Origin of the sequence: Thalassolituus sp. UBA2590 (assembly GCF_002339775.1) — a bacterium.
GTDB lineage: Bacteria > Pseudomonadota > Gammaproteobacteria > Pseudomonadales > Oceanobacteraceae > Thalassolituus.
In genome coordinates, this window is the sequence record NZ_DDKU01000178.1 from 25098 (window position 1) to 32036 (window position 6939).

Genomic DNA, 6939 nt, shown 5'->3' on the forward strand with positions numbered 1-6939 from the left:
GTGTCTGCTCTGTAGAGGCGGGTGGTGTGTAGGCCGAAACCCCGGACGACGAATCGCTGTTCACTTTTTTCATAATGTATGGCGTGCCAATCGCCACAGCGAGGACGCTGAGAAGAAACAGGATCACGGTGAATTTCATAGCAACTCCTTTTGTCGACTCTATTCCGGCAGAACCCGGATTTTTGCAGTATGCTAAAGATTATCCAATAGAGAATTCTATTTTATCACCCATCGCTGAAAGGAAACGATGTCATCTATGACTGCAGGGGTTATCAGTCAACAGCCCAGGGTTTTTACCTACGCCAAAGCGATGCGGGTTCTGGTCGCTAACGCCAAGGGAGGCTGTGGTAAAACCACTCTGGCCACTAACCTGGCCTGTCAGTTTGCCCGTGAAGGTAAGACGACAACGCTTATTGATCACGACCCTCAGGCGTCCGCAACCGACTGGCTGAAGCTGCGTAGTGCCAGGTTTCCAATTATCAATGGTATTGAGGCCGTCAGAGAGCGTCACCGCACGGGTTCGACGCTCAGTTGGCGCATGCGCATCCCCCTGGCGACAGAACGCGTGGTTATTGACACACCAGCCGGCCTGCATGGCAATGCACTGTCTGACCTGATTGCTCAGTCGGATATTGTCATTATCCCGGTCATTCCATCGGCCATTGATATGCGTGCAGCGACGGAGTTTATTGAAGAGCTGCGTAAGACGCAGGCCTACCGTCAAAAAGCCTGTGCCATAGCTGTGGTCGCCAACCGGGTGAAACGTAATACCTTGAGCTTCAGCTCACTGAAATCCTTCCTCGACGACCTGCAGATTCCTTTTGTGACCGCACTGCGCGATACGCAGTTCTACGTAAAGGCCGGAGAGCATGGTTTTGGTGTTGTCGATTTTGACCGACAACACCCCAAAGAACAGGAAGAGTGGCAACCACTTATGGGTTGGTTGAATAAAACGATGCAGGAAATCCAGCAAAACCGAGAATGATGTCAGGCTTCTTCCTCGTAGCCGTACAGATGACGCACTTCAGCCCTGACAGCCGCTTTGGCCCCCATCCTCAACACCTGTCCATGCGCCCCTACCAACGCATCGAAATCAAGCTGTACCAGACGCTCAAAATCATGCTGTAACGAACCCCCTTTGGGCGTCACGCGTTTAAGCCATGGCCCACCTATATTCATCCCTCGATGAAACCCAAGCAGCTTGAATACGACCCGCGTAAAGCCTGAAAAGTGTCGCCAGTCGCGGTGATATTGGAGACTGTCAGTGGTGATCAGCAGTCTGTGTTTTTTCACTAACAACGCGGCCTCTGGGTAGACTGCATTGCGGTAAACAAAAAACTGGCTGTCTCGGGTAGGGCCGGGCGATGCTTCGTCCACCAACACGTCTATTTCGGGTGAGCTATACGTGCTCTGGCCCGACTGAGCCCAGAAAAGACATTGATATCGATCTACGTAATATTGATCGTCCAACCCGTGAAAGTCACCAAGCCTGACAACGCGCGCTACCTGACCCAATGCATCAAGTTCGCGCAGAGCTTCTTCCTGAAGTCGTACGGGGTTGATCAGCGTAAGCTCTTTACCTTCACGCAGAATAATCATATTACGGTTAAGGCGCATTCCAGGACCGACACGGATGCTGCCGTGTACCCAGAACACATCAGAGAACAGTTGCTCGATTGGGTCGTGCGGATAGGCGGGTGCGTACATGTTTCCTCCTGAAACTGTGTGTACAGATGTCCGGTTCAGCCCCAAACAAGATCAGCGAGGGCTTTGCATTCCTTTTCACTACTGCAGACTAGCATAAGGTCTGAAGATACGCAGCGACCCTTATCCGCCGGATTATCTTTATTTTTGCTCCATAAGATCCCAAGGCCGTAGCGCTCAGCTTCGAGTTCCGCTTTCTTAAGTAACTCGTAGAGATCTCCATGCTCCAGGCGATCAGACTGCCGCCGACGCTGGCGCAATGGCTCGATCATTTCCTGCTTCCAGCTCACGTAATCGCTGTCGGAAAGAGATGCCTCGTCCACTTCAAGCCCCTGCTCCGATAACCAGAGCACCGTCAGCAACTGCAGAATATCGGCACCGTGTTCATCCTGCATCTTCAGCAGAAGGGCCTCGACTCCGCTGCGTGAGTAAACGCTCAGTGCATAGATCCATAACGGATTCTGCGTTGGTTCAACACTATCGACCATGCTAACAACTTCTCCAAGTTAAACGCGCATCAGGACACTGGAGGTAGTTATACGATAGGTGTATCTTTTTGGGAAATGTGGCGACAGGAAGTCAGGCGGGGAAATAAAAACCCGGCAGATTTCTCTGCCGGGTTGGGTTCGGTTCAGCATCAGAGATGCCGACCTTATTGTAGTAACGGCTCTCACCCCGGAAAACCACAACAAGATCAATATACAGGAGTTCCAGATCCATGCACACCCTCCCCTATACACTTGGGCTCGACATTGGTATTGCGTCCGTTGGAGCGGCACTACTCTCCGACGAGAGCATTCTGGGGATGCATGTCCGTACCTTCAGTGCAGCAGAAACAGATAAAGAAGGCGACCCACTCAACAAAATCCGTAGAGAAGCCCGATCAGCTCGTCGAAGAATACGCCGCCGAGCACACCGCCTACTGCGTCTACGCAGGTTACTTAAACGCACAGGCTTGATTTCAGATACCTCCTTAGAGGTACTCAAAACTTCAAAGACGCCTTGGCAACTGCGGTCAGAAGGCCTGGACAGGCTGCTCTCTCCAAGTGAATTGGCAGCAGCCCTCTACCATATTGTTAAACACCGAGGGTTCCAATCTAATCGCAAAGCCGAGCTTAAAACTGATGCCAAAGCAGGGCAGATGCTGTCAGGAGTATCCGCAAATCAGCAACTCATGCGAGACAAGTCATACCGAACCATTGCTGAAATGGTCTGCAAAGATGATGCGTTCAAAGACCATAAGCGTAATAAAGGCGGTAGTTATCGCAATACCTTTGCCCGCTCTGACCTTGCCGATGAACTTAAAACGCTTTTGAAAAAGCAACGTGAATATGACAACCCGCTCGCGACCCCCGAGCTTGAAGAAGCGGTACACACATTGCTGATGGCCCGACGCCCTGTTTTCAAGGACGATGACATCGAAAAGCTGGTCGGCTTCTGTACGTTTGAACACGGTGAAAAGCGGGCTCCCAAAGCTGCCTTCAGCAGCGAGCGCTTTATTTGGCTCGGCAAGCTTAATAATCTGCGACTGATATACCCCGGCGAGCAAAGATCTCTGACACCAGAAGAACGCAGCCAGATTATCAACTTACCGTTTACCCAAGCCTCAGTGAAATTCAGCCAGATCCGGAAAAAGCTCGATTTACCAGAATACGTTCGATTTAACCTGGTGCGCTATAAACCGGGTGAAGAAACCTCCAAAAGCGAAACCGCTACCTTCTTCGAAGCAAAAGCCTTTCACGAGCTGAGAAAAACCTACCGGGAATCAGGTATCAGCGAGCTCTGGGAGCGGGATCAGCATGATCCGCAACGACTGGATCAGATAGCTACTGCCATTGCTGTCTACCGGGATGATGAACGTATACGTAACGAACTATCCCCACACACTATTGAAAACGAAGTGGTAGAAGCGGTTCTGAACTGCGACTTTACTCAGTTTATTAATCTATCACTCAAAGCTCTCAATAAAATATTGCCGTATATGGAGCAGGGCCAACGATACGATGAGGCCTGTACTTCCGCTGGTTATCAACATCATTCGCCTCAGCAGAATGAAGAGAAGTCCGGGCGAATCCCACCCCCGGATAAGAATGTTATCCGTAATCCAGTGGTGTACCGATCACTTAACCAGGCGCGCAAGTTAATCAACGCCATCACAAAGCGATATGGTGCCCCAGCAGCCATCCACCTCGAAATGGCACGGGATCTCAGCAAACCCTTCAGCGAACGTAAGTCTATCGAGCGCGAGCAGGAAAAATACCGGAAGCAGAAAGTGCAGCTCCGAAACGAGTATATAGAGCACTTTGGTACTGAGCCCAATGGCCTCAACCTGCTTAAATTCAGACTATACAAAGAGCAGGATGCGCAATGCGCCTACACTCAAAAAGCGCTGGATCTCAGCCGCTTGAACGAAGCTGGGTACGTTGAGGTTGACCACATCCTCCCCTACAGCCGCAGCTATGACGATAGCTTGCTGAATAAAACTCTTGTTCTCACTGAAGCCAACCGCGACAAAGGCAACAGAACACCATTTGAGTTTATGGGCGGTGATGATCAATCTCAGCACTGGCAGAAGTTTGTTCGCTGGGTGCAGATGAACCCAAAAATCCGGCAGGCAAAACGAAATCGTTATCTGCGTAAAGACTTCTCTGAAAAAGCCGCCCGGGAGTTCCGAGACCGCCACCTAAACGATACGCGCTATATTGGTCGGGAACTGAAGGCCATGATCGAATCCCATGTTCAATGGCATCCGGACTCGAAAAGCAAAGACTGCTGCGTTGTGTTAAGCGGACAACTGACAGCACTCCTTCGCGGGCGCTGGGGCTTTAACAAAGACCGGGCCGCCGGAGACCTTCATCACGCTGTGGATGCCGCCGTAGTAGCCGCAGCGACACGTGGCATGATTCAACGAATGGCCCGGCATTCTAAATTCCACGAGCTTAAAAATGTGCGCACCAGTTATGCTGATCCTGACACCGGAGAGGTAGTTAATCTTGCCGCAGCACGAGACCTGGAAAAGCATTTTCCACTACCGTGGGACAACTTCCGAAATGATACACTTGCCTATCTTAATCCGTCTGCGATCAGCGCAGATGAGTCGGCACAGGAAGGCCATCGGGGAGTACGAGTGTCACGAGCGCCTACCCGCCGCAAGTTAGGTGCCGCGCACCAGGAAACGATCCGCTCGAAAGGCAAAGATAACATCCTGCTTGAGCAAGGTTTGTCTGCTGTAAAAACACCACTTTCGAAGTTAACCCTCAAAAACATCGAGAATATGGTCGGCTACGAAGATCCTCGTAATGCAGCTCTTGTGAAAGTACTCAGAGAACGTCTTGAGGCCTTCGGTGGCGATGGTGCAAAGGCCTTTGCACCTAATCAACCTCCTGTGTACAAACCAAGTAAGCCCGGAAAACAAGCGCCTGAAATAAGGTCTGTAAAAATGGCCTCGAAAAGTAAAGGAGCATTGCATGTACGAGAAGGGCTCGCTGATAGCGGTAGAATGATTAGAATCGATATATACGAAACAAAGAATGGATATGTCGGTGTCCCGATATATGTATCTGATAAAGCGAGAAGTAAATTACCAAAAGCTTACCCGAAGAAAGGCGAAGACCGCGCCAACTGGCCTGAAGTCGACACCAACGATAACTTCCTTTTCTCGCTCTACAGTACCGACTGGATAGAAGCAAAAACGAAAAAAGAGACAATAGCAGGTTACGTCAAATCATATGACATATTTGATGGTCGCTTGCTGGTGTACGCTCACGATAACAAGAAGGTTGTCAGAAAGTTAACTCTGAGCGCGTTGGCTGACCTTCAGAAGCTACATGTTTCAATTCTTGGTGATTTATACAAAGGAGGCACCCCGAAGTGCTCTCCACTCCGTAAAGGCCAGGAGCTCTGATCAATGGGCTGGCGCAGTGTGGTTATCAGCCAGCCTGCGTATCTCTCCCTTTGTCGTGGTCAGTTTCATATCAAACTGACCGACGACTCAGAGGCCTCGATTCCTCTCGAAGACCTCAGTGCAATTATTCTTGATAACCCCCGGATCACTATATCCCAGCCCATGCTCTGCGAACTTGCTGAAGCCGGCATCGTAGTAGTCACAGTAGATTCCCAGCATTTGCCCAATGGCATTTTTCTGCCTTATCAAAGCTATCATCGCACCTTAAAGCGCTTACGCGCTCAGTTGACCCTGCCCCGCCCAACCATCAAACGCTGGCATCAACAGATCATTCAACAAAAAATACGCAATCAGGCGCAGACTCTCGCACTCTCAGGGCAGAAGAAACCCGTACAGGTGCTGATGCGTCTGGCTGCAAACGTAAAAAGTGGCGACCCAGATAATTTCGAAGGACAGGCAGCAGCAATCTACTTTCGCTATTTGCTTTCCCAGCCTCTCAAGCGACGTGTACCGAACTTTTTTAATGGTGCACTTAATTACGGTTATGCCGTTGTTCGTGCCTGCATTGCCCGCTCGATCGTTGCCTCAGGTTTACATCCTGCGTTAGGGCTTTTTCACGACAATGAACAGAACGCCTTTAATCTCGCCGACGACCTGATAGAGCCGTATCGGCCACTGCTGGATCACTGGGTATTACAGCACTACCTGGACGAAGAAGAACGGGAACTAACGCCACAGGACAAAGGCAAGCTGGTCAGTTTTTTACATCAGGACATAGGTAACTGCCTGAACAACGATCAAGGCACAGTTTTAGCCAATATAGATCGAATGGTGTCAGGCCTTGCTCAGGCTTGCGAGACTCGAGATAAGTCGCCGTTATGGCTGGCTGCACATCCGAAACAGGATTGATCAGATGAGTAAAGAGACGAGGCGATTTATGCGATTGATAGTCTTCTTTGATTTGCCAGTAACTACGCGGGCCAAAAAACGTGCTTACGTCGTTTTCCGACGTTTTCTGCTAAAAGATGGCTACGACATGCTCCAGTGGTCAGTCTATAGCCGCATCGTCAATAACCGGGACGATGCAGACAAGCACCTCAAAAGACTGGAGCGCAATCTACCCAAAGAAGGCTCTATCCGCTGTCTTGAGGTCTCAGAAAAGCAATTCGCCAATATGAAATTGCTCTTAGGAGAGCTGAGTTTTCAGGAAAAACGGGTAACAGCAGACCAGATGCTACTGTTCTAAGAGTAAAAAACACCACCAAAACACAAGAAAATTCCTTGTATTTCAGTGGGTTATGTCGAGCTTATTGTAGTTTTCCGGGGTGAGA

The 6939-nt window shown here is 50.1% G+C and carries 7 protein-coding genes; 4 read left to right on the forward strand and 3 right to left on the reverse strand.

Translation table 11 applies throughout. The annotated features are described in order from the left end of the window. Positions 1-256: 256 nt before the first annotated feature. Positions 257-985 (forward strand): ParA family protein, encoded by a 729-nt coding sequence (locus tag B2067_RS15415; protein WP_297531420.1) that lies wholly within the window; start codon positions 257-259, stop codon positions 983-985. Positions 986-987: 2 nt separating this feature from the next. Here B2067_RS15415 and B2067_RS15420 read toward each other — a convergent pair whose 3' ends face one another. From B2067_RS15420 to B2067_RS15430, 3 genes are all read right to left on the reverse strand, one after another. Beyond that, positions 988-1707, reverse strand: a complete 720-nt coding sequence (locus tag B2067_RS15420; RefSeq protein ID WP_301389018.1) for a hypothetical protein — start codon at positions 1705-1707, stop codon at positions 988-990. A 35-nt stretch (positions 1708-1742) separates the two neighbouring features. Further along, entirely contained in the window at positions 1743-2192 is a 450-nt protein-coding gene (locus B2067_RS15425; RefSeq protein WP_301389019.1) for a TIGR02444 family protein, read from the reverse strand. A 91-nt stretch (positions 2193-2283) separates the two neighbouring features. Continuing rightward, positions 2284-2424, reverse strand: coding sequence for a hypothetical protein (locus B2067_RS15430; RefSeq protein WP_301389020.1), 141 nt, complete (start codon positions 2422-2424; stop codon positions 2284-2286). Here B2067_RS15430 and cas9 point away from each other — a divergent pair. The 3 genes from cas9 to cas2 are packed head-to-tail and all read left to right on the forward strand — an operon-like array spanning position 2423 to position 6854. Then, on the forward strand, positions 2423-5608 hold the full coding sequence (gene cas9, locus B2067_RS15435) for a type II CRISPR RNA-guided endonuclease Cas9 (protein ID WP_068435788.1): 3186 nt from the start codon (positions 2423-2425) through the stop codon (positions 5606-5608). The two genes, B2067_RS15430 and cas9, sit on opposite strands and share 2 nt — an antisense overlap. A gap of 3 nt (positions 5609-5611) precedes the next feature. Next, positions 5612-6517, forward strand: coding sequence for a type II CRISPR-associated endonuclease Cas1 (gene cas1 / locus B2067_RS15440; RefSeq protein WP_068435786.1), 906 nt, complete (start codon positions 5612-5614; stop codon positions 6515-6517). Positions 6518-6521: 4 nt separating this feature from the next. Further along, complete coding sequence (gene cas2, locus B2067_RS15445) at positions 6522-6854, forward strand: CRISPR-associated endonuclease Cas2 (RefSeq protein ID WP_068435784.1); 333 nt, start codon at positions 6522-6524, stop codon at positions 6852-6854. Positions 6855-6939 lie beyond the last annotated feature (85 nt).